The organism is Pseudoalteromonas sp. GutCa3 (assembly GCF_002836155.1).
Taxonomy (GTDB): domain Bacteria; phylum Pseudomonadota; class Gammaproteobacteria; order Enterobacterales; family Alteromonadaceae; genus Pseudoalteromonas; species Pseudoalteromonas arctica.
The window spans coordinates 62,023-86,175 of sequence record NZ_PJBK01000103.1; the positions used below are offsets into that span (position 1 = coordinate 62,023).

Annotated in this window: 19 protein-coding genes; 13 read left to right on the plus strand and 6 right to left on the minus strand. The window is 37.6% G+C overall.

All coding sequences use genetic code 11. The annotated features are described in order from the left end of the window. The first annotated feature begins 130 nt into the window (after window positions 1-130). From CXF64_RS19745 to CXF64_RS19765, 5 genes are all read left to right on the plus strand, one after another. Window positions 131-760, plus strand: a complete 630-nt coding sequence (locus CXF64_RS19745; protein WP_024607401.1) for a TnsA endonuclease N-terminal domain-containing protein — start codon at window positions 131-133, stop codon at window positions 758-760. Next, window positions 757-2,598, plus strand: a complete 1,842-nt coding sequence (locus CXF64_RS19750; RefSeq protein WP_101217869.1) for a Mu transposase C-terminal domain-containing protein — start codon at window positions 757-759, stop codon at window positions 2,596-2,598. Before CXF64_RS19745 ends, CXF64_RS19750 begins: the two co-directional genes overlap by 4 nt. Continuing rightward, on the plus strand, window positions 2,595-3,596 hold the full coding sequence (locus CXF64_RS19755) for a TniB family NTP-binding protein (RefSeq protein WP_010554087.1): 1,002 nt from the start codon (window positions 2,595-2,597) through the stop codon (window positions 3,594-3,596). The genes CXF64_RS19750 and CXF64_RS19755 overlap by 4 nt, the downstream gene beginning before the upstream one ends. A 544-nt stretch (window positions 3,597-4,140) precedes the next feature. Beyond that, entirely contained in the window at window positions 4,141-5,262 is a 1,122-nt protein-coding gene (locus CXF64_RS19760; RefSeq protein WP_101217870.1) for a nucleoid-associated protein, read from the plus strand. Between the two features lie 41 nt (window positions 5,263-5,303). Further along, the gene (locus CXF64_RS19765) at window positions 5,304-6,839 is read left to right on the plus strand and encodes a hypothetical protein (RefSeq protein WP_133120266.1); all 1,536 of its coding nucleotides are present in this window, start codon (window positions 5,304-5,306) and stop codon (window positions 6,837-6,839) included. Window positions 6,840-7,085: 246 nt separating this feature from the next. Here the strand turns inward: CXF64_RS19765 and CXF64_RS19770 are convergent, their stop codons facing one another. The 3 genes from CXF64_RS19770 to CXF64_RS19780 form a co-directional block, all read right to left on the minus strand. Beyond that, window positions 7,086-8,504 (minus strand): UvrD-helicase domain-containing protein, encoded by a 1,419-nt coding sequence (locus CXF64_RS19770; RefSeq protein WP_101217872.1) that lies wholly within the window; start codon window positions 8,502-8,504, stop codon window positions 7,086-7,088. After that, window positions 8,504-10,258: an ATP-dependent nuclease gene (locus CXF64_RS19775; RefSeq protein WP_101217873.1), complete on the minus strand. Its 1,755-nt coding sequence runs from the start codon at window positions 10,256-10,258 to the stop codon at window positions 8,504-8,506. The genes CXF64_RS19770 and CXF64_RS19775 overlap by 1 nt, the downstream gene beginning before the upstream one ends. Before the next feature lie 88 nt (window positions 10,259-10,346). Further along, on the minus strand, window positions 10,347-10,655 hold the full coding sequence (locus CXF64_RS19780) for a helix-turn-helix domain-containing protein (protein WP_101217874.1): 309 nt from the start codon (window positions 10,653-10,655) through the stop codon (window positions 10,347-10,349). Between the two features lie 196 nt (window positions 10,656-10,851). Between CXF64_RS19780 and CXF64_RS19785 the strand changes: the two genes are divergently transcribed. The 6 genes from CXF64_RS19785 (at window position 10,852) to cas6f (ending at window position 17,941) form a co-directional block, all read left to right on the plus strand. Then, entirely contained in the window at window positions 10,852-11,400 is a 549-nt protein-coding gene (locus CXF64_RS19785) for a hypothetical protein (RefSeq protein WP_101217875.1), read from the plus strand. Next, entirely contained in the window at window positions 11,394-12,773 is a 1,380-nt protein-coding gene (locus CXF64_RS19790) for a DEAD/DEAH box helicase (RefSeq protein WP_101217876.1), read from the plus strand. Before CXF64_RS19785 ends, CXF64_RS19790 begins: the two co-directional genes overlap by 7 nt. A gap of 165 nt (window positions 12,774-12,938) precedes the next feature. Next, window positions 12,939-14,168, plus strand: coding sequence for a TniQ family protein (locus tag CXF64_RS19795; RefSeq protein ID WP_101217877.1), 1,230 nt, complete (start codon window positions 12,939-12,941; stop codon window positions 14,166-14,168). 4 nt (window positions 14,169-14,172) lie between these two features. Then, the gene (locus tag CXF64_RS19800; RefSeq protein ID WP_101217878.1) at window positions 14,173-16,260 is read left to right on the plus strand and encodes a type I-F CRISPR-associated protein Csy2; all 2,088 of its coding nucleotides are present in this window, start codon (window positions 14,173-14,175) and stop codon (window positions 16,258-16,260) included. Between the two features lie 14 nt (window positions 16,261-16,274). Further along, window positions 16,275-17,327 (plus strand): type I-F CRISPR-associated protein Csy3, encoded by a 1,053-nt coding sequence (csy3, locus tag CXF64_RS19805; RefSeq protein WP_101217879.1) that lies wholly within the window; start codon window positions 16,275-16,277, stop codon window positions 17,325-17,327. A 2-nt stretch (window positions 17,328-17,329) separates the two neighbouring features. Next, a complete protein-coding gene (gene cas6f, locus CXF64_RS19810; RefSeq protein WP_010554110.1) occupies window positions 17,330-17,941 on the plus strand; it encodes a type I-F CRISPR-associated endoribonuclease Cas6/Csy4 in 612 nt (203 codons plus the stop codon). Between the two features lie 451 nt (window positions 17,942-18,392). Here cas6f and CXF64_RS19820 read toward each other — a convergent pair whose 3' ends face one another. The 3 genes from CXF64_RS19820 to CXF64_RS19830 form a co-directional block, all read right to left on the minus strand. Further along, window positions 18,393-18,842 carry an antitoxin Xre/MbcA/ParS toxin-binding domain-containing protein gene (locus CXF64_RS19820; protein WP_101218017.1) on the minus strand — a complete coding sequence of 150 codons (450 nt, stop codon included), beginning with the start codon at window positions 18,840-18,842 and terminating at the stop codon, window positions 18,393-18,395. A 467-nt stretch (window positions 18,843-19,309) separates the two neighbouring features. Beyond that, complete coding sequence (locus CXF64_RS19825; protein ID WP_101217880.1) at window positions 19,310-20,317, minus strand: asparaginase; 1,008 nt, start codon at window positions 20,315-20,317, stop codon at window positions 19,310-19,312. Between the two features lie 7 nt (window positions 20,318-20,324). Further along, window positions 20,325-21,716, minus strand: a complete 1,392-nt coding sequence (locus CXF64_RS19830; RefSeq protein ID WP_101217881.1) for an aspartate ammonia-lyase — start codon at window positions 21,714-21,716, stop codon at window positions 20,325-20,327. Between the two features lie 239 nt (window positions 21,717-21,955). Here CXF64_RS19830 and CXF64_RS19835 point away from each other — a divergent pair, with 239 nt between their 5' ends. Together CXF64_RS19835 and CXF64_RS19840 are read left to right on the plus strand one after the other, a co-directional pair. Further along, entirely contained in the window at window positions 21,956-22,774 is an 819-nt protein-coding gene (locus CXF64_RS19835; RefSeq protein WP_101217882.1) for a helix-turn-helix domain-containing protein, read from the plus strand. 711 nt (window positions 22,775-23,485) lie between these two features. Continuing rightward, window positions 23,486-24,139 carry a hypothetical protein gene (locus CXF64_RS19840; protein WP_101217883.1) on the plus strand — a complete coding sequence of 218 codons (654 nt, stop codon included), beginning with the start codon at window positions 23,486-23,488 and terminating at the stop codon, window positions 24,137-24,139. Window positions 24,140-24,153 lie beyond the last annotated feature (14 nt).

The following is a 24,153-nucleotide window of genomic DNA, read 5'->3' on the forward strand; positions in this document are numbered from 1 at the left end:
TAAGAAAATGCAGGGGAAATAAATTTATTTACTATCATGGACTTATATTTTTATTTAAGCATAGTGTGACATAACCATTTTTTATTTGTATATTATGTATACGATGATAATAAAAATACTGGTTTAGCGCATGTATATACGTAACTTAAGAAAACCTTCCCCTAATAAGAATGTATTCAAATTTGCTAGCACTAAAGTTGGCAATGTAATTATGTGTGAAAGTACATTAGAGTTTAATGCTTGTTTTCATAATGAATATAACGATTTAATCGAAAGCTATGGTAGTCAACCAGAGGGTTTTAAGTATGAGTTCATGGGTAAAAGCTTGCCTTATACCCCTGACACGGTAGTCGTATACAAAGATAAATGTGTAAAATATCATGAGTATAAGTATGAAACAGAAACAGCTGAGCCTTTATTTAGAGAAAGGTTCTCTGCAAAAAGAGCCGCTTGTCTAAAAATGGGCGTTCAGTTGATTTTAGTAACTGAAAACCAGATTACAAAAGGACTTGCTTTGAATAACTTTAAGCTATTGCATCGATACTCGGGTGTTTACGGTATTAAAAATATTCAGAGTGAAATGCTTAATTTTATTAATAAATCAGGAGCAATAAACTTAGTTGATGTAAAATCTCAATTTAATTTGTCAATTGGTGAAGCACGGTCTTTTTTATATGCATTGCTTCATAAAGGTTTGTTGAAAGCAGATTTAGAGGATGATGATCTAAGTAATAACCCAACATTATGGGTTACACCATGACAGATTTTTTCGATGAATTTAATGAATCGTTAGCGCCACTCAAACCGCAAACACCTACACGATATGTCAAATTAGATGACGCTAACTTAATCAAGCGTGATTTGGATACCTTTTCAAATACTTTAAAAAACGAAGCGCTACAAAGGTATAAACTAATTATCTCTATAGATAAAAAGCTGTCAGCTGGGTGGACCCAGCGAAATTTAGATCCTATTTTAGATGAGATTTTTAAAGAAGATGAGCAAGCTCGGCCAAATTGGCGGACTGTTGCTCGTTGGCGTAAAAAATACATCGAAAGTAATGGTGACCTAGCTTCTCTTGTGGTTAAGAACCATAAAATGGGTAACCGAAACAAACGCATAGAAGGCGATGAGAGTTTTTTTGATAAAGCATTAGAGCGTTTTTTAGATGCTAAAAGGCCTACCATAGCAACTGCCTACCAGTACTATAAAGACCTTATTGTTATTGAAAATGAGAGTATTGTTGAAGGTAAGATTCCAATTATATCTTACACAGCTTTTAATAAAAGAATCAAAGCAATACCCCCATATGCTGTCGCTGTGGCAAGACATGGTAAATTTAAAGCAGATCAATGGTTTGCTTACTGTGCTGCTCATGTACCCCCTACAAGAATATTAGAGCGTGTAGAGATTGATCATACCCCACTTGATTTAATTCTACTTGATGATGAGTTACTTATCCCTATAGGAAGGCCTTACCTAACATTACTTATTGATGTATTTAGTGGTTGCGTTCTTGGTTTTCATCTTAGTTATAAATCTCCTTCGTATGTATCTGCGGCTAAGGCTATTGCTCATGCGATTAAGCCAAAGTCACTTGATGCTCTGAATATACAACTACAAAATGATTGGCCTTGCTTTGGTAAATTTGAAAATTTAGTAGTAGATAATGGTGCTGAGTTTTGGTCAAAAAACTTAGAGCATGCTTGTCAGTCTGCAGGAATAAATATTCAATATAACCCCGTACGCAAGCCCTGGCTCAAACCATTTATAGAGCGTTTTTTTGGTGTGATGAACCAATATTTCTTGCCGGAAGTTCCAGGTAAAACATTTTCAAATATATTAGAAAAAGAAGAATACAAACCTGAGAAAGATGCAATTATGCGTTTCTCAACTTTTGTTGAAGAATTTCACCGCTGGATTGTAGACGTATACCACCAAGATAGTAACTCACGTGAAACTCGTATCCCAATTAAGCGATGGCAACAAGGATTTGATGTTTATCCTCCTTTAACTATGAATGAAGAGGATGAGGCGCGTTTTACTATGCTAATGCGCATCTCAGACTCAAGAACGTTAACTAGAAATGGTATAAAATATCAAGAGCTAATGTATGACTCGACTGCTTTAGCTGATTATCGAAAACATTATCCCCAAACAAAAGAAACTTTAAAAAAACTGATTAAAGTCGACCCTGATGATATTTCAAAAATTTATGTTTACTTAGAAGAACTGGAAAGCTACCTAGAAGTACCGTGTACAGACCCTACCGGTTATACGGATGGGTTAAGTATTTATGAGCATAAAACAATAAAAAAAGTTAACAGAGAAACCATTAGGGAATCTAAAAATAGTTTGGGTTTGGCTAAAGCTCGCATGGCTATACATGAGCGAGTAAAACAAGAGCAAGAGGTTTTTATTGCATCAAAAACTAAAGCTAAGATAACGGCCGTTAAAAAGCAGGCTCAAATAGCTGATGTAAGTAATACAGGAAAGGGTACCATTAAGGTCTCTGAAGAAAGTGCAGCTCCTGTGCACAAAAATATTAGTAACGATGCTTTCGATGATTGGGATGATGACTTAGAGGCATTTGAATGAATGCCTTAACAGAAATACAGATAGAACAGTTACGTAACTTTAGCGATTGCATCGTTATGCACCCACAAATTAAAGCAATTTTTAATGACTTTGATGAATTAAGATTAAACCGTAAATTCCAATCAGATCAGCAAGGTATGCTTTTAATTGGTGATACAGGAGTTGGAAAAAGCCACACTATTAATCACTACAAAAAAAGAGTTCTAGCTACTCAGAATTATAGTCGAAACACTATGCCAGTCCTAATAAGTCGTATATCTAGAGGTAAAGGCTTAGATGCAACTTTAATCCAAATGCTGGCAGATCTGGAGCTATTCGGAAGTAGCCAAATGAAAAAGCGAGGCTACAAAACAGAGCTTACTAAAAAGCTTGTAGAAAGCTTAATTAAAGCTCAGGTTGAATTACTCATCATTAACGAGTTTCAGGAGTTAATAGAGTTTAAAAGTGTACAAGAACGACAACAAATCGCAAATGGGTTAAAGTTTATTAGTGAAGAAGCCAAAGTGCCAATAGTACTGGTTGGTATGCCTTGGGCTGCAAAAATAGCTGAAGAACCACAATGGGCTTCTCGCTTAGTTAGAAAAAGAAAACTTGAATACTTTAGCTTAAAGAACGACAGCAAGTACTTTCGTCAATATTTAATGGGCCTAGTGAAGCAAATGCCATTTGATGAGCCACCTAAGCTTGAAAGTAAACATACTACAATGGCGCTATTTGCTGCATGCCGAGGGGAAAATAGAGCACTTAAACATCTACTGATGGAGGCTTTAAAATTAGCACTAAGTTGTAACGAATATCTTGAAAATAAACATTTTATTGCAGTTTATGAAAAATTTGATTTTTTTAATGACAAAGATTCACTAAAGCTAAAAAACCCATTTAAACAAGATATTAAAGATATTATTATTTATGAAGTAACGAAGAATTCATCTTATAACCCAAATGCATTGGACCCTGAGGATATGCTCACAGGTCGGAAGTTTGCAATAGTAAAATAAGTAGGCCTTAATTGTGAAGAGTAATAAAGATATTCCTAATCAAATCGTATGATCAAAACTTTTAGAGCTTATTCTTTCATTGAGTAAGCGTTTTTACTTTTAATAGTTCGAATAATTTATCAAATAAAAGTATCATCAAATAATCTAATGTTTAGCAAATAGATATCGTTATTTTGAATGTTAAAGTGTATATAAGCAGTGCAGGTGTTTATGAAGAAAGACCAGTTTTATTTGCTTGCTCTCGTCCATGTTAGACGTCAAAGCTGGTTTAATGAGCAAGTAAAGACTGGTATGAAGACCTCAAATACTGTTCAGTCAAAATCAGCTCGGACGAAAAATATTCGAGGTAGGAGTTGTATCAGCCATCAAAACGATACATATTGAAGCTTCAATAGATCAAGCTTAACTTATCATTCGAGTTAAACTCTAGTGTAGAGAATAAACATTTGACTATAAAATGGTATAGTTCGTCTGAATAACAAAATATATTTGTGATACATCATAGCTAAGTTGTTGTTAAACTAAAAAATAAGCAGGGAGCATTATGGCGGTTATAAACCCCACAGTTATAGACTCACTTAAAATAGAAAATTTTATTTATCATGTAATTCGGCATGATTTAGAAGAGCCTTCTTTTAATGACGAAGTTGCTTTAGAGCCTGAACAAAAAGAGTTTTTTGAAAAGCAAATTAAAAGAGCTTGTGAGGGAACGCAATTTTTATTCTCAAATCCAGAATATAATAATTGTTGTATCGACTGTGTTGATATTTTGAATGATATTACATCGTTAGTTCCAAAGTCACGAATGCTAGCTCAGCGATTTTTTACGTCTCACAATCTAACAATGAGTGACGGGATTTTCATTGTTGCAGTCGTTTCTGTTCTAATTGGGGATGAACGCTATAAGTTACTATCTTTCCTAAAGATAGATTTCACAACCGTTTACCAGCAAAAGCGAAATAATATCGATGGCAGGCAAGTCGTGTCTCTAACAAGAATTCTTGATTCTTTGGCTGATACGCCAAGAGCATTGCAAAAGTGGGCTATTATAGATCCAGGAACTGAGTTTGCTTGGAACGTTATCGCCCTACAGCGCGGTAAAACTGGTAAAGACAAAGACACGAATGAAGCAATATCAGACTATTTCAGAAGCTTTTTGCAAGTAATTGTAAGGGATAATCCTTCATCATTAACAAAAAAGACGGTTGCTAGCACAACGAACTGGTCGAAAGATGTTGCCGATATGCTGCCATCTCATGTTAAACATACAGATATTAAGGCTCGCTCTGTTTCATATTTTGACTCACATGAGCAGTTTGATACCGACAGCTATACTGATCACGTCCTAGGAACATTTATTCCCTCAGAGTTGATGGAAGATAACCTTTCTGAAGAACAACAAGAGGATAAAGAGCGATATCAACAGGTACAAACTGAGTGTGGTGCTTCACTGCTTAATATGCTTACTGAGAAGGAAATAGCCGGGCAAATTTTTGAGTCTCGTCCAAATTCAATTTCAGGCTCAAACCGTAAGAGTAAATTAGTTACAGGTGAAGATGTAACCATATTTTTTAAAGGCGAGTTGGGCGAAAATAACATCAACATATCTGAAGGAAATGGTGAGAAAATTATAACAATTCGTACAGCTCAATTTGAAATGACCTAAGTATGCTTGAAACGTTAAGTACCCTTATAGAACACACAACTATGACTGAACTCGATGATAGAGTTGAGTTTACATTCCAGCCATCACAAATTCGAACGTTAGAAAATATTGGGGTGAGTCAGCTTTCCTTTTTAAAATTGCGTTGGGAAGGTGAGTTACAGGATGATTGGAGTGAATTTGGAAGAATTCCAGATGATGGAAACTGTAAAGCGGTTATAAGAAAAAAAGACATCCTTGAAAGTGAAGCCTCTACGGATATTCCGGACCGGACCCATCAAATGCTGTTTCTTTCACAGGATTTTTATCTCAATTGGCTGCAAAAACTTACATCAGAAATGTTTAGTAAGGATAGTTGCCTCAATAAGTCTGATTCGACAGTAATCTGGCTTGGGTTTGGTGATCTCCAAATTCAAGGGCAGCGTTTATGTATTATATCTTTGGGTAGACAGTCTTCATCAATATTTAAAAATAACGACAGCATTGCGATTCCATCTAGCGCTGATATTAAGGCACAAACACATTTTGTTGGGCAAGCTGAAACAATTTGTGAGCCGCTTAATTACCGACTACCCAATGACATTGAAATATGTGCATTAACTCAGCCTTTTTTTAACGCCTACGAACAACTACTTGGTGTCGCTTTATCAAAAGAATTCTTAGGATCAAATGACATCATAATATCGGGCATAAAGCGCTTAAATATGAAACTGGTGGATGAAAACCACTCCTGTGATTTATCACAACTAACAATATTAGAATCTGTAGTTTCTTGGGTTTATGAAGAACGAATTCAAGTTCGATTGCTTTTGGTTATGGATAGATTGAGTTTAGATTTGGTTGATAACACATCTTTGATCCCAAGTGTTTATACTCATTTATCTAATGCCCTTGATCAAGCTAAAGATAAATATGAATTCGTCATAAAAGACAGAAAAGAAGCTCATGCAAAGGAGCTATCTGATTTTCAAAAAGATATTAAATTAGCTACCGACGGGTATTCGAAGTCAACCAATGACTTAGTATCAGGATTGTTTAAAGATGCTTTATCAGCAATTTTTTTCCTAGCAATTATGCTTTTCTCACGCTTAATAGGGAAAGAGGAGTTACTTGATTCTGAAAATATTCACTGGCTATTTAAGATATTATCAGGCTATTTACTCGTCGGCCCATTGATCCGTATATATTTTGAACGGCAATCACTGATATTAACGTTGAGTGACTTGCTTCATTGGAAGGACACCACGCGAAATCATATTTCTCACAAAGATGTTAGCGAGCTTATTGATACCAGAACTGCCCCATATAAATGTCTGTATCGAAAAGCTATGTCCTTGGTAATCTCGTTTTCAATCGGATTATCAATATTTGCTTGGAATATTCCTAGCATATTGAATCATGAGGCTGCCTCAGAAGTGCAAACACCATCGAAACCAAAAGCAGTGCTTTCCCCTACAATTTTGAAGCCACTGGTTGAGCTTACACAGGGAAAACAGCCTGCTCCTGAGAGCAAAGAAACTCCTGTGTCATCAAAAAATATTGAAGAAAAATTACACGAAGCTTCGATAAAAAAAGACTGAAAAAATAGTTAGCACTTAAATCTATTCCACCTAAGCAGCTTCAAGAATTTTGGGTTGATCTTACTGATTAGTGTTTTCGCATTAGCTATGCATAGGCCTGTATCAGTCTTTTTAAGGGCAGTAAAAACTTGATGGGTGTTCATTGTTCATGCAAAAATCCATTGACCAGAATTCGTTAACTACCTCAGGTATTTCCCTTGTTATTCCTGCTTAGCTGAACTTCACCTTTTGAAGTTATTGTGTACTCTATGGAATATAAGAATCACTAGAAAATACGGTGATAGTTTTAGCTCCACGTGAGAGTGCTACATATAAATGGTTTGCATTCATCCCCTGAGCTTGTGCATCTAGAATCATGCAATGATCTGCTTCCAAGCCCTTTAGTAAAAGAGTAGAGCCAATAGCTCTATTAGGTATTCGTTTATCTCCTTGCTGACGTAATCGTTCTCTTATTGAAGACGCTGCTTCAAATATACTGAGGTTTGGTGAAGTTATAGCAAGAGATAAAGAGTCCTTTAAAGCATTATATGCGCCTTTGCGGTAAACATTAGTACCAGTTTTTCGTTCTAGCTGCTGTAGAGCCTCTAAAATATTTACTCGAGTGCTATTGATAGCCACGTTACATAGAGCTTGTTCGCTATTGGTTACAGCTGTTCTGTTTCGGCCATTGAGAATACTTTCTATACGTTTGGATGTTTTTGCCAGCTCGACATTGGTCATCATAGCGCTAGAAACTTGCAAAATGGTGTTTGAAAGGGCTAGCCCTGTATTACCATCAAATTGGCTTGCGGCATTTGTTACGCTAGCAAGCTGTACAGGTTCAACGACTTCAATTCGTGAGCTTCCTTGGGCATAGCTATGCCTAGAGCGCTCGTTTATTGAACTTCCTATAATTAGCAAAGAGTCGGTTGGGTGGCGGTTCAAAATGGTATGTTGTGCATTATGCTGACTTAAAAGGTCAGTTTGAGCTATGCCGGTTAGTGGGTGAAGTGTTATATGTGCTGGACAACTCCGCAGATCAACTCTTGCTCCCTGACGAAGTAACTCTCTTGCCGCAAGTATCCACTCCCCAAGCTTTGGTGAACCAGCATTATTCCAACGCCATGGTGTATCTAATTCACCTATAAGGGGGAATTTCTGTAGCACTCCATTATCCCAGTTTGGCATTGGTCCTGCGAAGTTAAAAATACATTGCATTGGGTCGCCAAAAATAACTGTCGGGAGAACTTCTGAAAGTGAAGTAATTAAATTATGTTGGTTAACGTCACAGTCTTGATATTCGTCAACAAGTAGCCGTGAATATGATGCTTGTAATATGTCACTAATACAGCCCGAGTTTAGTAATTTTAAAATAGCCTGCCTGATCTCTGGATAGAAAGCTCGGGGGGTTTCTGGTGAAGAGTGTACAGGACAGATTGCAGGGAAGTTATTCGCTATACGAAGTGCCCACCCATCAATAGTAGTAACTACATAATGCGACGGGGGTACGGATAGCTTTCGTAGTCTTTTTTTTAGTGCCGAAACTCCTGCTGTAGTGTGTGTGAGCACCAATATAGGTTTAGTGTTTTTAACGGATAAAACTTCCGTGATTAAATGAGTTTTACCACAACCAGCAGGGGCAACAATTGCTCCACGTTGGGAATTAATAACGGCTTCGATCCTCATTAACAATTACCTTGAGTCTGAGCCCATTGGTAGAGACCACTCAGGGTATTAGTTAGTATTGGTGAAAAGCTTTGATAGTTGGGGGCAATTGTATTTCGGGCTATACTCTCAGCAGGTTCGATATCTTTAAACCAGCTTTTTTTATTTGCTGCTTTTGCCAATACAGCTCTATGATTTTCATTGAAACGCTCTCGACAATCATCTAAGGTAATTTGATTATTTGAGTAGTTTGAAATGTGCGCTCTAACCGAATCTTCTCCCTTGCGGCTAATTGCTAAGTTTAATAAATTATTAATTAAATTTATTGGACATGCCACAAAGAGCGCGTCTTCAGTTGCATTACCATTCATCCATTCAAAGGTAGATATGCCTAAATTTACCATTTCGGTTGTTAATTGTTGATGTTCTTGGGGCTTATCAGAGTCTTTAAAAAGTGATGTTGGATAACCAAGAGATTTGAAAACTTTTGCTCGAGTAAACATACTGTCGCCACCGCCATCGGCACAATAAACACCTTTTGCAAGAATTGTTTGCTGATCATGATCTTGCCTGTATAGGTCAATCCCCCTCACTAACCCGATTTCAGTTTTACCTTCACAAACGATTACAGCTTTACTCAAAAAAGCTTCTGCACATACTCTTAGTGTTGATTGTTGCTCTTCCCCATTACTTAAAGAGAAGATGGAATGTGAGTATACAGGATGTGTTGCAGTCAGATTTGGTATCGGTGGAAGAGCTGGAAGAGCTGGAAGTTTACGAACAACATGTAGCTGACAAGCCTGTAACTCTCGCAAGACGTAAGGTGAGTGTGTTGTAATAAAAACTTGTTGCGTTGGCTCTCTATCTTTTGAACCTAGTTCGTTAAGCAGCCTAGTGATACGATAAGGCTCAAGGCCATATTCAGCTTCGTCAACTATTAAAATACTAGAACAGCTAGTCGCCTTTTGGAGTCCGCTAATGAGAAGTCGAGAAGATCCTGTTCCCAATTGTCTTAGAGGTGTTCCATCGTTATTGTGAAGGCTTATAGCTCCATTGGACATGGATATTCCATTTACATCAAGGAGAGCACTAAGTTGTCCAACAGGTACGCCAAGCCCATTGGCAATTAGTTGAACTTGATTTAAAACCTCTGTTACCCCTTGTACTTGTTGTTCTGCAAAGGCTGCACGTGTTTGCCGCCCTAATAGAGCAAGAACAGCAGATACATCTAATGTTTCTTCAGAAAGCTTGTTCAGTACTGACCTATTTCCCCATGCAAGGTTTTGGTTCGAAGTCGTGCCAAGTCTAGCTGGTGACAATAGTTCTCTGTGCTTCCAAGGTAGTCTTCGTTCTAAACCATCAGCATCTGCTCGTTCAGAATATAATCGCCAGTCTGGGGCTAAATCAGCATCCACATGTAATTTTATTGTAAGAACTGTTTCAGTATCTGTTTGAGGCTCGTCGGATATTGCTTTAGTAGCAGAATTGAATCCTCTAAGAAAAGAACCATATCGTTCAACATTTTTTAATTCATCATGTAGGTCACCAATTGTTATTGTGATAACGAGTGGTGAGGTTGTGTCTAATTGATAAAAATCTGCATCATTGAATGAATATGCTCTGCGGGCGCCGAGAGCTAAATCTATAGCATCTAAAATTGTTGATTTACCCACGTCACCAGAGCCTATAAGGCAATTTAGGCCTGGTTTAGGATTCCAAGATAGATTTTTTATTGATCTAAAATTTTGTATTTGTAGGTGGCGTATAACTGACACATTAAATCCTTTTGTATGCTAAACAAGCAGAGTATCAGCAAAGGGCTAATGTGGATAGTCCGTAAAAAGTGAATGTAATCTAGATTAGTTATGTATGAAGTCTCTTAATAAACTCCATCAATTCTTTCTTTTGCTCATTTTGTAATTTTGATACTTCTATAGCTAATCTTGCTGACTCATCATCTTCACAGAAAAAATAATTTAATGGGACATTTAGTTCATCAGCAATCTTTTTTAGGGTTGCTAAGTCTGGGATGTGACGGCCTTTCTCATAGTGGTTCATGCGACCACTCGCTGAGTTTTCATCCATACCGATAAGTATCCCCAGCTGCTTTTGAGTAATACCTGACTTAGCGCGGGCCTGTTTGAGTCTAATTGGGATTGGATTTTGGAACACAGAAGTATCATTTTTCAGTCTCTAATGGCTTAGATTGTCTAAGTTTTACAATAGTTTGTACACTTAGGAATCCTAAGTTTGATTTGTGGGTATGTTCTTAAAGTCACTCTCAAGTATGAAACTTAGTATTTCTAAGTTTTGCATTGTTCTATATACTTAGCAACCCTAAGTTTTCTTAATTGATGTAGTATAAGAAATGCCCCAAGTTATTAAATTAAACCAACACATTTATTCCCTTTTGATCGAAAAAGAGTGCAATGGTTTTACAATTGTCGAGCTCAGGGATGAGTTATTAACCGTAACTGATACATATCAAGATATAGATGAGGCACGTAAATTCATTTATAGGCAAACGACAGCTCTTGAGCGGAAGGAACTCTTAAATTCAAAAGGAAGTGGTCGTCATAAAAAGTATTTTAAAACTGGGCTGTTCAATAACGCCACGTTTGTGGCGAAACAGGCCGTAATTGAGCAAGAGAAACTAAGTACCAGTAATATCGATAATCAAGTATCACCGCTTATTGAGACTTTATTGAATGAAAAGAAACAGTTTGAGGCTGAGCTTGCGATTTTGTTAGGGGAAGTTGATGAATATAAAGCCCTACAAAAGCGATTCCCTGAGCACCTTAGCTTGTTCTACTCTGCATTAGATGATGCTAAAAATAATTCAGCTAAGTTATTAGGAAAAGTTAACGCTTTAACCACTATATTGGCTTCTTTGAGCAATGATGCTCCGCAATGCTGAGAAGTTGGCAAAAAGAATGTGTTGAGTTAGCAGTAAAGAAATACACTGCCAGTGATAAGCACTTTTTATGTCAGGCCACTCCTGGTGCTGGTAAAACAATAATGGCAGCTTCATTGGCCAAAACGTTATTTGATAAAGGAATGATAGACAGAGTGATCTGTTTCTCACCATCGGTTGAAGTGGCTAATAATATCAAAAGAACATTTGGAAAAATAATTGGGTGTTCGTTTGATGGCTCATTTACGGCTGTAGGTGCTTCAATGACTTATCAAAGTTTATGCTCTATTCCTGAAAGTACTTGGGATAGGCTTAGAAAGTATCGTACATTTTTTATTTTTGATGAAATACATCACTGCTCATTCTCGCAAGATAAATCTAAAATCAATACGTGGGGTGAGAGAGTTGTTTTCCATTTACAGGATATTGCAACTTACACGCTTGCGCTGTCGGGCACTCCTTGGCGCTCAGACGCCCTTCCTATTGCTTTAGTGAACTATTCTGACCCGGAAGGTGAGTTGATATGCGATTATCAATACAGCTTGATTCAGGCTATTAGAGATAACGTGTGTAGAGAGCCAAAAATAGTCTTAGTTGATAGCAATAGTATTTCGGATGGTCACGATACATATGGGTCTATAGCTGAATTTGTTAAACAAGCTCAATCAACGTACCAAGAGGTACTTAATAATGACTCCGCACTTAGATATTTATTGAAGTTAGCTGTATTAAAATTGTCGGAGATAAGAGATTCAAACCCGACTGCTGGCGGTCTAGTTGTCGCGTCTTCAGTTAAGCACGCTGAAATGATAAACATTCTATTAATTGAAGAATTTAACCAAACGTCAACTATAGTTACTTACTTGCATGATAATTCGACACAGAAGATCAATTCATTTAAGTCATCAACTGAAGAGTGGATTGTTAGCGTTGGTATGATCAGTGAAGGAACTGATATACCTAGGCTACAAGTTTGTTGTCATTTAAGTTCTATAAAAACGGAGTTGTACTTTAGGCAAGTTCTAGGGCGCATTCTTAGGTCTGGCAAAGGTAAAATTGAATTCGCCTGGTTATTCACATTTGCAGAAACAAGCTTAATTGAGTTTGCCCAGCGGGTTAATATTGATATACCAGATAGTTGCTCTTATGTTGATATGGAATGTGACTCAATTTCAGTGGGAGAAGACATATTTAGACATTTTAAACCACCACTGAGAGACACATGTAGTAAGTTAAAAGTGAACATTGATAAACTCATTTTAGGCGATTTATCTTCTGGTCTCAATACAGCTTATGATGAGAGGCTTTTAGGTTGTTCATTGGGCAATATACAAATTAAATCACTTAGAACTAGAGTTATAGAGGCATTCTTGTAGTTCAACATATTGAGCCTCACCCTTATCATATTCAAATATTATTTTGAATTAGTATCCACTATCTGAAGTGGGGGTCTTGGTTATGCTTATTAATGATATCGACTTGTAATTTATACTAGAAGACTTTACCTTGTGACTTAGGATTTCTAAGTTTCAAGGTGTTGGATGACTTTTCTATTTTCTCCCAAGGCTCGGGCATTTTCTGACGAATCGTTGGAAAGTTACTTATTACGGGTCGTTTCAGAGAATTTTTTCGATTCGTATCAAGAGCTAAGCTTAGCTATTCGCGAAGAGCTACATGAGCTTGATTTTGAGGCGCATGGTGCATTCCCGATAGATTTAAAAAGACTCAACGTATACCACGCCAAGCATAATAGCCACTTTAGGATGCGGGCTTTAGGTTTACTCGAGACATTATTAGATTTACCTCGATACGAGCTACAAAAACTGGCTTTGTTAAAGTCAGATATTAAATTTAACTCCTCAGCTGCCTTATATAAAAATGGCGTAGATATTCCCCAGAAATCTATTCGTTATCACACCGAGGCAGCCGTTGATTCGATTCCGGTATGCCCACAATGTCTTGCAGAAGAAGCTTATATAAAACAAAGCTGGCACATAAAGTGGGTAGATGCATGTACTAAACATCAGTGTACTTTGGCTCATAACTGTCCTGAATGCTGCGCTCCAATTAACTACATAGAAAATGAGTCAATCACTCATTGTTCATGCGGTTTTGAGCTAACTTGGGCTAGTACCTCGCCTGTAAATGCATTAAGCATTGAGCATTTAAATAAATTGCTGGATAAAAGTGAGCGCAATGATAGCCACTCGCTATTTAACAACACTACTCTTACAGAACGCTTTGCTGCGCTTCTTTGGTATCAGGGGCGGTATTCTCAAACAGATAACTTTTGTTTAGATGACGCTGTGGATTATTTTAGTATGTGGCCAGCAGTTTTTTATAAAGAGCTTGATGAACTAAGTAAAAATGCAGAAATGAAGCTAATAGATCTGTTTAATAAAACAGAGTTTAAGTTTATTTTCGGTGATGCTATTTTGGCTTGCCCCAGTACTCAAATGCAGAGAGAACTTCACTTTATTTATAGGGCTCTATTAGATTATTTAGTTACTTTGGTTGAGGGTAATCCTAAAGCTAAAAAACCAAACACAGCCGACTTATTGGTAAGCGTATTAGAGGCTGCAACTTTGTTAGGCACTTCAGTAGAACAGGTTTATAGGTTGTACCAAGATGGTATTTTGCAAACGGCATTTCGTCATAAAATGAACCAGCGAATCAATCCCTATAAGGGCGTGTTTTTTTTAAGGCATGCTATAGAGTACAAAACTAGTTTTGGAAATGATAAAGCTAGAATGTATTTGTCGGCATGGTGAGTATATGCATTTAAAAGAACTGTTAGAGATTACAGACATCGCTGAGCGAGATAGGTTGATACGTCGTGCTTTTAACCCTTACACAACAACGATTGATATAACAGGCTGCGAAGGCAATACTTTAATTATTTTATTAAACCTGACTTACCGAAAAAACCAAGTTGATGACTTGCTGGATAAGCAGTTAGCAAAACAGGCTTTAAAAAGTGAAGAGCATATTAATAAATGTATTAAGGAAATAGCGTGGTTTCATACTCATAATTTAAAGTACCCTGATATTAGAGTCAGTAAGCAAAATTTAGCTGTAGCGCCTCCACTACTAGATTCTTATGTTTTGAGTAGTGCTAACTATCCGAAAGCCTATGGCTGGTCACATGACTCAGCTAAAGTTAATTTTGCTAAATTATTTGTTAGTTACTTTAAATGGCAAAATCAAGACAGTTGTTTGGCACAAGTATTAGCTACGAACTCAGATAACTGGAAAGCCGCATTTACCTCTCTTGGGTTATCCGTTAAGGCATTTAAAAGCTTATGTGTAACCGTTAAAAAATCATTGCCTGAAGAGGCCATTCCCGACTCTGTTGACCGCTACTCTCGCCAAATTAGAATGCCTTATCATGATGGTTACTTAGCTGTTACGCCTGTAATTAGCCATGTTGTTCAATCAAAAATTCAACAGGCGGCAATTGATAAACGAGCTCGATTTAGCAATGTAGAGTTTACGCGTCCTGCTGCTGTTAGTTTGTTAGCTGCTTCCTTAGGTGGGGTTGTTAATGTACTTAATTACCCTCCTAAGATACTAAATAAATATCATGGTTTAAGTAGTTCTCGACAATTTAAATTAAACAATGGCCAAACAGTATTTAACGTTGGAGCACTATTAAAACCAGAATTCATTAAAGCTTTAGAGGGTATTATATTTAGCAATAACGCCTTGGCTCTTAAACAACGCAGACAACAAAAAGTTAAAAATATTAGAGATGTAAGAAGTACGCTTTTAGAGTGGTTTTCACCTATATATGAGTGGCGCTTAGGCATTATTGAGACTGAAGTTGGCTTAGAGCAGCTTGAGGGGACTTCAGACCAACTAGAGTATAAAATACTATCGCTGTCCGACGATGAACTCCCTTCGCTAACTATTCCCTTATTTAGCTTACTAAATGAGATGCTGGGCAAAGTGCATATGACACAAAGGTATGCTTTTCATCCTAAATTAATGAGCCCTTTGAAAGCAGCTTTACATTGGCTACTTATCAACCTTACAGATCAAAAAAATGAACCGATAGAAGTAGATGAAGAACATTTTCGTTATTTACATTTAAGCGGCTTGCGTGTGTTTGATGCACAAGCGTTATCGAACCCTTACTGCTCAGGTATTCCATCTTTAACCGCTGTTTGGGGCATGCTTCATAGCTACCAAAGAAAACTTAATGAGGCGCTTAGGACAAATGTACGATTCACATCTTTTTCATGGTTTATTAAGGATTACGCTGCGGTTGCAGGGAAAAAGCTTCCTGAACTTAGCCTTCAAGGCGCTCAGCAAAGTAAGCTTAAGCGACCAGGAATTATTGACGGCAAATACTGTGATTTGATATTTGATTTAATAATACACATTGATGGTTATGAAGATGATTTACAGGCAGTAGATAGTGAGCCTGACATTTTGAAAGCGCATTTTCCATCTAACTTTGCAGGTGGTGTTATGCATCAGCCTGAGCTTACTTCAAATGTAAATTGGTGCTGTTTGTATAGTAATGAAAATCAGTTATTTGAAAAGTTAAGGCGACTCCCTTTATCAGGTTGCTGGGTAATGCCAACGGAGCACAAAATAGAGGATTTAGATGCGCTACTCTTGCTATTAAATAACGACTCTAAATTGAGCCCATCTATGACGGGGTATATGTTACTTACTGAAGCCAAAGCTAGAGTAGGAGCGCTTGAAAAGCTACATTGTTATGCTGAACCAGCAATAGGAGTGGTGAAATACGAAACGGCCATTAGTGTTAGGTTAAAAGGTATTGGTAACTATTTTAATAGCGCTTTTTGGGTGCTAGATGCACAAGAAAAGTTTATGCTAATGAAAAAAGTTTAACCGGAAAATACTTAATGGAACTATGTAATATATTAAAATATGACCGCTCGCTTTACCCTGGTAAAGCTGTGTTTTTTTATAAAACGGCTGACTCTGATTTTGTTCCTCTAGAGGCTGATATTAATAAAATTCGAGGCCCTAAATCTGGTTTTACTGAAGCATTCACCCCGCAGTTTTTACCAAAAAACATCTCACCTCAGGACTTAACACATAACAATATATTAACTCTAGAAGAGTGTTATGTGCCTCCAAATGTGGAACATATATTTTGCAGGTTTTCTTTGAGGGTAAAGGCTAACTCGTTGGCTCCTTCAGGCTGTAGTGACCCAGAGATTTTCTCTTTATTAAAAGAGTTGGCCACAACATTTAAAGAGTGCGGGGGTTATAAAGAGTTAGCTGTAAGATATTGTCGAAATATTTTGTTGGGTACATGGCTTTGGCGTAATCAAAACACGGGTAACACTCAAATTGAAATTAAAACCAGCAAAGGGAGTTGTTATTTAATCGGTAACACCCGTAAGTTAGCTTGGGAAAGTAAGTGGGCTTCTGATGATCAAAAAGTATTGGAAGAGCTTAGTAATGAAATTGAGAGCGCATTAACTGATCCCAATGTGTTTTGGAGTGCCGATATAACCGCGAAAATAGAAGCCTCATTTTGCCAAGAGGTTTACCCAAGCCAAATCCTTAACGACAAGGTTAAGCAAGGAGAGGCCTCAAAACAGTTTGTAAAATCTAAGTGTGCAGATGGCCGTTACGCTGTAAGTTTTAATTCAGTAAAAATAGGTGCAGCGCTTCAGTCAATTGATGATTGGTGGGATGAGGATGCAAGTAAAAGATTACGTGTGCATGAGTTTGGTGCAGATAAAGAAATAGGCATTGCCCGACGTCCTCCCGATTCTGAGCAGAACTTTTATTCTATTTTCAAAAATACTGAATGGTATTTATCAGCCCTTAAAAATTGTATTACTAATAAAAATGAAAATATAGACCCAGCTATTTATTATTTATTTTCTGTATTGATTAAGGGCGGAATGTTCCAGAAAAAAGCAGAGGCTAAAAAGGCGTAGTTATGCAAAGGTATTACTTCACAGTCCACTTTTTACCAAAACAAGCCAATCTAGCGCTGCTTACTGGCCGTTGTATTTCTATCATGCATGGGTTTATTTTAAAGCATAACATTGAAGGAATGGGAGTTACGTTTCCAGCTTGGTCAGACTCATCAATTGGCAATGTAATTGCTTTTGTTCATAAGGATATGGAGGTTTTAAACAGCCTTAAAGAGCAAGCATACTTTGTTGACATGCAAGATTGTGGCTTTTTTAAAATAAGCCAAATTTCAACCGTTCCTGACAGTTGCCAAGAAGTACGTTTTATACGTAATCAGTCGGTAGCAAAAATATTCACAGGTGAAAGTAGGAGAAGATTAAAGCGCCTGCAAAAAAGAGCATTAGCAAGAGGTGAAGATTTTAATCCTAAAAAGCTCGAAGCTCCCCGAGAGATTGATATATTTCATAGGGTAGCTATGACTAGTAAGAGTTCACAAGAAGATTATATTCTTCATATTCAAAAGCAAGATGCCGATTGCCAAGCAGAGCCAGTCTTGAGTAATTATGGTTTTTCCTCAAATGAAAAGTTTAAGGGCACGGTTCCTGATTTATCACCTTTAATAGAAAGTAATTAACCTTTATTAATGTCTTCATTATAAGCCGTTGATAACAGAACCCTCTGAGCAAGCATATAAAAATATGGGTAAAATTGAATTTGCTTTTTAATTATATGAATTATATAAATAAGCTTAGCTACTTTTATAGTGACCTGCCGAGTAGGCAGCTGAGAATGGATTTGGATTACATGCGCCATCGAAATAAAGGTGATCTGCCGTATAGGCAGCTGAAGATAAAAACAATCGATTCGATGTTTAAGTTAATGTAACTCTGCCGAAAAGGCAGTGAGTAGTAATAGAATGCCAGCCCTTTATTTGAGGACTAGTATTCTATTTTTGATTTAAAAGTAGATGTATAATATTTAAGGTTACTCACTCTGTTTTCAGAGTTTTCCAATTAATGATATTGGTGATATTGCTTTGTAAGTTTGAAGATTCTAATATCAAGCGACATCTGAGATATTTTAATTCAAGCATTATAACCATGGTTGAGGCTGTCTACAGTTTTTTTGATCAACTCCCGTCCGGCAATAGTGTTAACAAACGTCAAAGGCATTTCTGAACTAAATTGCAAAGAGCGTGTATTAAGCCATGTGGTCCACCGTTCAACACTCTCAAAGTAATCAATACAAGCTGATGCCAAATGAGCTAATTCAACGGTATTTTCACTTAAGGTTACATTTAAACGTTTATGTTCCTTTACATAGCGTTCGAAAGCTTTTGTATTTGTACCAATCGCCTTAGTAAACGATTGCTGATCCCAGCGTAACTCAAGTCTAAATTTCTCAACACATTTTATATCTAAGCCACGCTGGATCAATTCAATTTCATCCAAAGGATTTGAGTTTAAATTAATTTTTCCATCGCTGAGCATCTCTACAAATTTATGATTAGCACTAGGTTGAATATAGCTAGGCATACACATCTCTAAGTTTGCTAAAGTTATATTTAATATAGCATCTCAAGTAAGTGGCTGATAGTCGGTTTAGAGCGAATTACGGTCATAGGATTGAATCAATCGCGACTGGTAAGTTATGACGTATAGGAGCCGTTGAGTAATCTTAGTTAAAGACAAAAAATGCCTGATAGCTGACTTAAGCATTTGTTGATTTTTGCGATATTGATCGACAAGAAAGTGCCAAATATAGTCACTCAACCTTAATTATCTATACTTAGATTGTTTAGGTTATGTGCTCGTTGTATACGAATATTGTGCCAACATCATTTTAATGATTACCGGTTTTCTTCCGAGGCAATGAGTTACTTTACTCACAACGAATACTCAGGGCTTGCTTTCTAAACGCTGTCTATATTTCTTTCAAAGATAATATTAGTTACTCTTAGCTTATAAAACTTTTTTTATAAAAGCACAGTATCTTTTAACGATTAATAACTTAGCTCACCGGCAAGCGCGACATTAAGTTGCTGCTTAATCTCTGCGGTATTCAAGCCCCTTGCAAGTAAAAAATGTAACTTAGTGAATGCGGCTTCTAAGGTCATATCCTTACCCGCAATCACACCGAGCTTTTTCATATGACTGCCAGTGGAATAAGTTTCCTGGTTAACCCCACCCTGCATGCATTGAGTAACATTGAGAACTATCAATCCTTGCGAGACCGCTCGTGCCATTATTCGCATTAATGGGCTGTCTACATTGGGAGAGTTTCCCATACCGTATGTTTTAATAATGATCGCTTTGAAGCGATTCTGATTAAAAATCCCATCAAATGCCACTTCTGAAATACCGGGAAATATTTGTAACACCATCACCGCATCACAATCAAATTTGGGCACTAAAAACCGAAGCGCCTCAGGCAGCCTCTGTAAATTGCTATGTAGTTGAATTTCACCGTTAACAGCGCCAAGACTGGGGTAATTCGGCGAGTTAAACGCATCAAACTCGCTGCTTTTAACTTTAGTGCTGCGGTTGCCGCGAAGAATTTTACCATTGAAACAAATACACACCTCTTTTAAGTCTGAATAGGTGGCGAGTTGCAGTGACTGTATGACATTTTCGTAAGCATCATTGTGTTTTTCAGATAAGGGTATCTGTGAGCCGGTAATAATGATGGGTTTGTCGTTTCCTTGAAACATAAATGACAGGGCTGATGCAGTATATGCCATGGTATCGGTACCGTGTAGTACGACAAAACCATTGTAGTCTTGCCATAACGCCAATAACTTATTGCCAATTAAGGTCCAATTATTCGGCACCAAGTTCGCGCTATCGATAAGCATGTCTAAGCTGACAAAATCAAACATGGGCAAAACCGTATTGCATCTCATTTTTAGCGTATCTGTAAAATACTGCTCAAAATGTTCCATAGGAACAAAACCATCAGCCGATGCCTTCATGCCTATCGTTCCACCTGTATATAAAATGAGTATTTTCATGTTGGGTTTAACTCATGGCTAACATTGAGCGTGGGTCCAGAGCCGCCGTTAAGGCTTCTTCACTCATTAAACCGCGCTCAAGGACTATTTCATGAATTGTTTTGTTTTCCCTAAGTGCTTGGGCTGCGACAGATGATGCGTTGCCATAACCTATTAAAGGCACCAAGGCTGTGACGGTACCAATACTATTTAAAACATGCTCCTGACATCGACTTACATTTGCCTTAATGCCCTTGATGCAACGCTTGTTTAACATGTCGCAATTTGATGCCAACATTTTAATAGAGTTTAGAATGTTATAAATGATCAAGGGCTCCATGGCGTTTAGCTGCAATTGCCCCGCCTCTGCGGCTAACGTGACCGCTAAGTCACTGGCAATGACCTGATATGCTGTTTGATTGACCGCTTCTGGGATCACAGGATTGACTTTGCCCGGCATGATGCTCGAACCGGGCTGTACCGCAGGTAAGCTTATCTCACCGAAACCCGTTCGAGGGCCGCTCGAAAGCAAGCGTAAATCATTACATATTTTGCTTAGTTTCACCGCGAGTCGTTTTAAGATCCCTGAGTAATAAACAAAAGCGCCCATATCTGACGTTGCTTCAACTAAATTAGAAGCTTGCACCAGAGGCTTATTTGATATTTTGGCAAGGTAACTTATTGCAAGAGAGGAATATCCTCGATGACTATTTATCCCAGTTCCTATGGCTGTGCCACCGAGGTTTATTTCACACAGCAGTTTGCCCGCTTCTTGCAAACGCGAGGTTTCTTCACCTAAGGTTACTGCATAGGCACCAAACTCCTGGCCCAAACTCATAGGTACCGCATCTTGAAGTTGCGTACGCCCCATCTTAATCACATCTTTAAACTCTTCGGCTTTTTCTTCTAAGCCGATTTTAAGTGCTTCGACAGCAATAATAAGATTATCACCCGCCAATTGGATCGCTAAGCACGCGGCTGAAGGGTATACGTCATTGGTTGATTGACAGCGGTTCACATCATCGTTTGGATGTAACTCTTTATAATTCCCTTTCTCATAGCCCAATTTTGTCAGAGCAATATTTGCAATCACTTCATTGGCATTCATATTTGTGGATGTTCCTGCGCCACCTTGAATCGAGTCCACGACAAAGGCATGGTAATAATCGCCTTGGCGAATATCATCACACGCGGCAATAATTGCATTGGCTTTAAGCTCTGAGAGCAAGCCGAGTTTTTTATTTGCATGGGCTGCGGAAGCTTTTACCATGGCTAAACTGTCGACAAGTTCCGGGAAATGCCCAATTGGAATACCCGTTATTGAAAAATTATCACGGGCTCGTTGTGTTTGAATGCCATACCAAACCTCGTCAGGTAATTCCATTTCCCCTAATAAATCAGACTCAAGTCGTGTCAACATTTGCTCACCTAAAGTTAATAAACCAAACACTTGATGTGAAAAGTGGTTTGGTAATCATTGTTATAAATAGGCCATCATTTAAGCAAATGCCGTCTAGTTTTGCTATTTCGTAACTCTAACCAAAATGACGCTATTTGATGCACTTATAGCATCAAATAGCGAAGCAACAGCCGTTGTGTCTTGGTCCATTGAACAGTAGAATGACAATTAATTAATCTAGAAGGGCAAATACCTTGGTGATGAACACACATGTTGATTTTGCTAAAAACCTCAAACTACTTTGTAGCTACTTCAAATCAATAGCTGAAGTTTGTCGTCGCCTTTCCTTCAATCGCGCGCAGTTTAATCGCTATTTAAATGGCCAACACAAACCTAGCGCCAATACCATGCTGCGTATTTGCGAGTTTTTTGGTGTTGAAGAATTTGAAATAATGCTGCCACACAATCAATTTAAACTCCTGATCCAAGTACGCCCGAAGCTTCAGGAAGAAGCAGTAATTACAAATCCGGAAAATGAACATTTAAAGGCCTTGGAAAAAAGCGGCACCCATGATTTAGACAAATATCTGGGATACTACTTCGAATATTACATGTCGATGGCTCACCCGGGTAAGCTGCTTAGAACACTAGTATGTTTTGAAAAAAAAGGTCAAAAAGTCTATTACCAGCGTACTGAAAGAATTATCGAGCTTCCTCACAATAAAGCGTATCATTGCATTTATCTTGGTATGGCGAGCTTTTTGGTTGACCGTATTTTTATGGTTGATTATGAATCACTAACTAAACATGAAATTTCACAAACAATCCTATTTCCAACCTTTAAGAACAGGATCTCGCAGTTAAAAGGTTTGAAGATTGGTGTCAGCGGAAGTGGTGAACGAATGCCAATTTGTACGCGCGTTATTTATGAGTATTTGGGCGCCTCAATCAACGTGAAAAAAGCCCTCTCTTTATGTGGCCTTTACAATCTATCTACCAATGAAATTGATGACTCAATCAAACTCGCAGTAAAAAATGACATGGCAGACAATGAAGTACATTTCAGAGCACGCCACTAATCAATCTTAATCGACCTAAAGTTTGATGAACTTAATGTATGCTTTATATCAATTCGATGGGGTCAGTGTTCATAAAAAAAAGGCTACTTTTTAGCACATAGCACAAACCTATAGTTGTCCCTCAACGATTCGACTGTCCGCTTTTACAACATATTTGCAATAGAAGCCGTCGTTACTGAAAGGCGGCAGATCTGATCAAACCGAACATAAACATGACTTGGAATATCGACATCGCTAATGTCAGCAATGTCGCACCTGCTGTCTTAATGAGTATTGTCTCGACTGGCCGCTTTAGTCGTAGGCTGGTAAAAATTAAAATCTCGTGACTGTCGCCTTCGGTGACAAACAAGATCGTCAAATCCAGTTTTTTCAAGCCACAACTATGTCTCCTAATGGCACAAAGCGGAAATCACCTACCCATAAATTCCGTATTTATACATTAAGGTTTTTAAAGCCTTAATGTAATTAATTTTCAACCATTCGAATATTTACCTAAACCTAATCTTACTTAAATTTAAGGTGGACTCTGATTAATAAATCTCAATCTGTGCGCCACACCTTGCTTGAAATTCACACTATTCTCAAGCTACCGCGAAATCTCGACTTAAGTGGCGCTGACCACGGGAGATTACAATTTTTTAAAGTTATGTTTACAGGTACAATTCGGTATTATATTATAAATTTAGACCCCATATACAAGGAGTAAATCAAATGAATCTTACACTAGGTCTAACAATAATTTCTTTGGCTTTTACGGCTAATGCGAAAACTTTATCTGAAGATGACCAGAATTTGACGGGTTTCAAAAATGCCGGAAAGTCATCATTTACAATTAAATCAATAGCAAATGCTAATTTTAATCGGTCAGGTAAAAGCAAACAAAATCAAACATTCTTTTTGAAAAATGGCAGTGTAAGCGCTTACAGCACAAAGTCGGCTTTATTACAAAAAGATAAAGTAACCACTAACTCACTCAGTTTTGAGTATCAAACTAAAAGTATAGAAAAAGGGGTTTTAGGCCTCGAAGTTTACCATGAAGGGAATTGGAAAGAGATTTGGAAAATAGATGCAGCTAAACAAAGTTTAAATAACAGCGATTGGAACTCACAAGTAATAAACTTTGAATTCTACCCTGGTGAAACTGATATCCGTTTTTTTGCTTCTACTTCTGGTGAGGATGATACTGGCGGTGTTTCACTTAGCAGCATTAACTTTTCATCATTAGCCACTAGCACTGAGATTGAATATGAATACGATGAGTTAGGAAGGCTTGTATGTGCTAAAGATAGTATTAATGGTGAAAGAAACTTTGAATATGATAAAGCTGGAAATAGACAAAATGTAAGTATCGGAAGTTGCAACTAAAAAAGGAATAGCGT

Bases quoted from the DNA above. Each gene is read 5' to 3' on its own strand.
- CXF64_RS19765 (WP_133120266.1), top strand. From the start codon at position 5,304: ATGACTGAACTCGATGATAGAGTTGAGTTTACATTCCAGCCATCACAA.
- CXF64_RS19830 (WP_101217881.1), bottom strand. From the start codon at position 21,716: ATGTTGACACGACTTGAGTCTGATTTATTAGGGGAAATGGAATTACCT.
- CXF64_RS19750 (WP_101217869.1), top strand. From the start codon at position 757: ATGACAGATTTTTTCGATGAATTTAATGAATCGTTAGCGCCACTCAAA.
- CXF64_RS19755 (WP_010554087.1), top strand. From the start codon at position 2,595: ATGAATGCCTTAACAGAAATACAGATAGAACAGTTACGTAACTTTAGC.
- CXF64_RS19760 (WP_101217870.1), top strand. From the start codon at position 4,141: ATGGCGGTTATAAACCCCACAGTTATAGACTCACTTAAAATAGAAAAT.
- CXF64_RS19835 (WP_101217882.1), top strand. From the start codon at position 21,956: ATGAACACACATGTTGATTTTGCTAAAAACCTCAAACTACTTTGTAGC.
- cas6f (WP_010554110.1), top strand. From the start codon at position 17,330: ATGCAAAGGTATTACTTCACAGTCCACTTTTTACCAAAACAAGCCAAT.
- CXF64_RS19770 (WP_101217872.1), bottom strand. From the start codon at position 8,504: ATGAGGATCGAAGCCGTTATTAATTCCCAACGTGGAGCAATTGTTGCC.
- CXF64_RS19820 (WP_101218017.1), bottom strand. From the start codon at position 18,842: ATGCCTAGCTATATTCAACCTAGTGCTAATCATAAATTTGTAGAGATG.
- csy3 (WP_101217879.1), top strand. From the start codon at position 16,275: ATGGAACTATGTAATATATTAAAATATGACCGCTCGCTTTACCCTGGT.
- CXF64_RS19825 (WP_101217880.1), bottom strand. From the start codon at position 20,317: ATGAAAATACTCATTTTATATACAGGTGGAACGATAGGCATGAAGGCA.
- CXF64_RS19800 (WP_101217878.1), top strand. From the start codon at position 14,173: ATGCATTTAAAAGAACTGTTAGAGATTACAGACATCGCTGAGCGAGAT.
- CXF64_RS19790 (WP_101217876.1), top strand. From the start codon at position 11,394: ATGCTGAGAAGTTGGCAAAAAGAATGTGTTGAGTTAGCAGTAAAGAAA.
- CXF64_RS19745 (WP_024607401.1), top strand. From the start codon at position 131: ATGTATATACGTAACTTAAGAAAACCTTCCCCTAATAAGAATGTATTC.
- CXF64_RS19785 (WP_101217875.1), top strand. From the start codon at position 10,852: ATGCCCCAAGTTATTAAATTAAACCAACACATTTATTCCCTTTTGATC.
- CXF64_RS19795 (WP_101217877.1), top strand. From the start codon at position 12,939: ATGACTTTTCTATTTTCTCCCAAGGCTCGGGCATTTTCTGACGAATCG.
- CXF64_RS19840 (WP_101217883.1), top strand. From the start codon at position 23,486: ATGAATCTTACACTAGGTCTAACAATAATTTCTTTGGCTTTTACGGCT.